The organism is Robertmurraya sp. DFI.2.37 (genome assembly GCF_029211245.1).
Classification (GTDB): Bacteria; Bacillota; Bacilli; order Bacillales; family Cytobacillaceae; genus Robertmurraya; species Robertmurraya methanolica_A.
On record NZ_JARGEJ010000592.1, the window covers coordinates 1 to 305 of the forward strand.

The following is a 305-nucleotide window of genomic DNA, read 5'->3' on the forward strand; positions in this document are numbered from 1 at the left end:
TTTAATTGGAGATCAAGGCATTACGACAGCGATTTTAGATCGTTTACATCATCGTGTGGAAGTCATACATGGTGGAGAGGAAGAGGAAAGTCATCGGATGAAAAACAGGAATAGTATTTTTTCAACAGAAGTGTAAAAAGGAAACGAGCAAAAAGTGTAAAATTCGACTTGACGTCTACATCCCTTACATAATGTTTATAAATATGCTTTACAAGCCATTGGTCATAGTGATTATGTATTAATCAAAACAGCTATAGTAAATCTGATGACTCTGTTCATAATGCTTATTTCGATCTTTATCTTAC

General features: G+C 33.8%; 1 pseudogene. It reads left to right on the top strand.

Annotated elements, in window-relative coordinates:
• Window positions 1-136 (top strand): annotated as a pseudogene (locus PZE06_RS27825) (ATP-binding protein); the annotation flags it as partial.
• Between the last annotated feature and the right edge of the window lie 169 nt (window positions 137-305).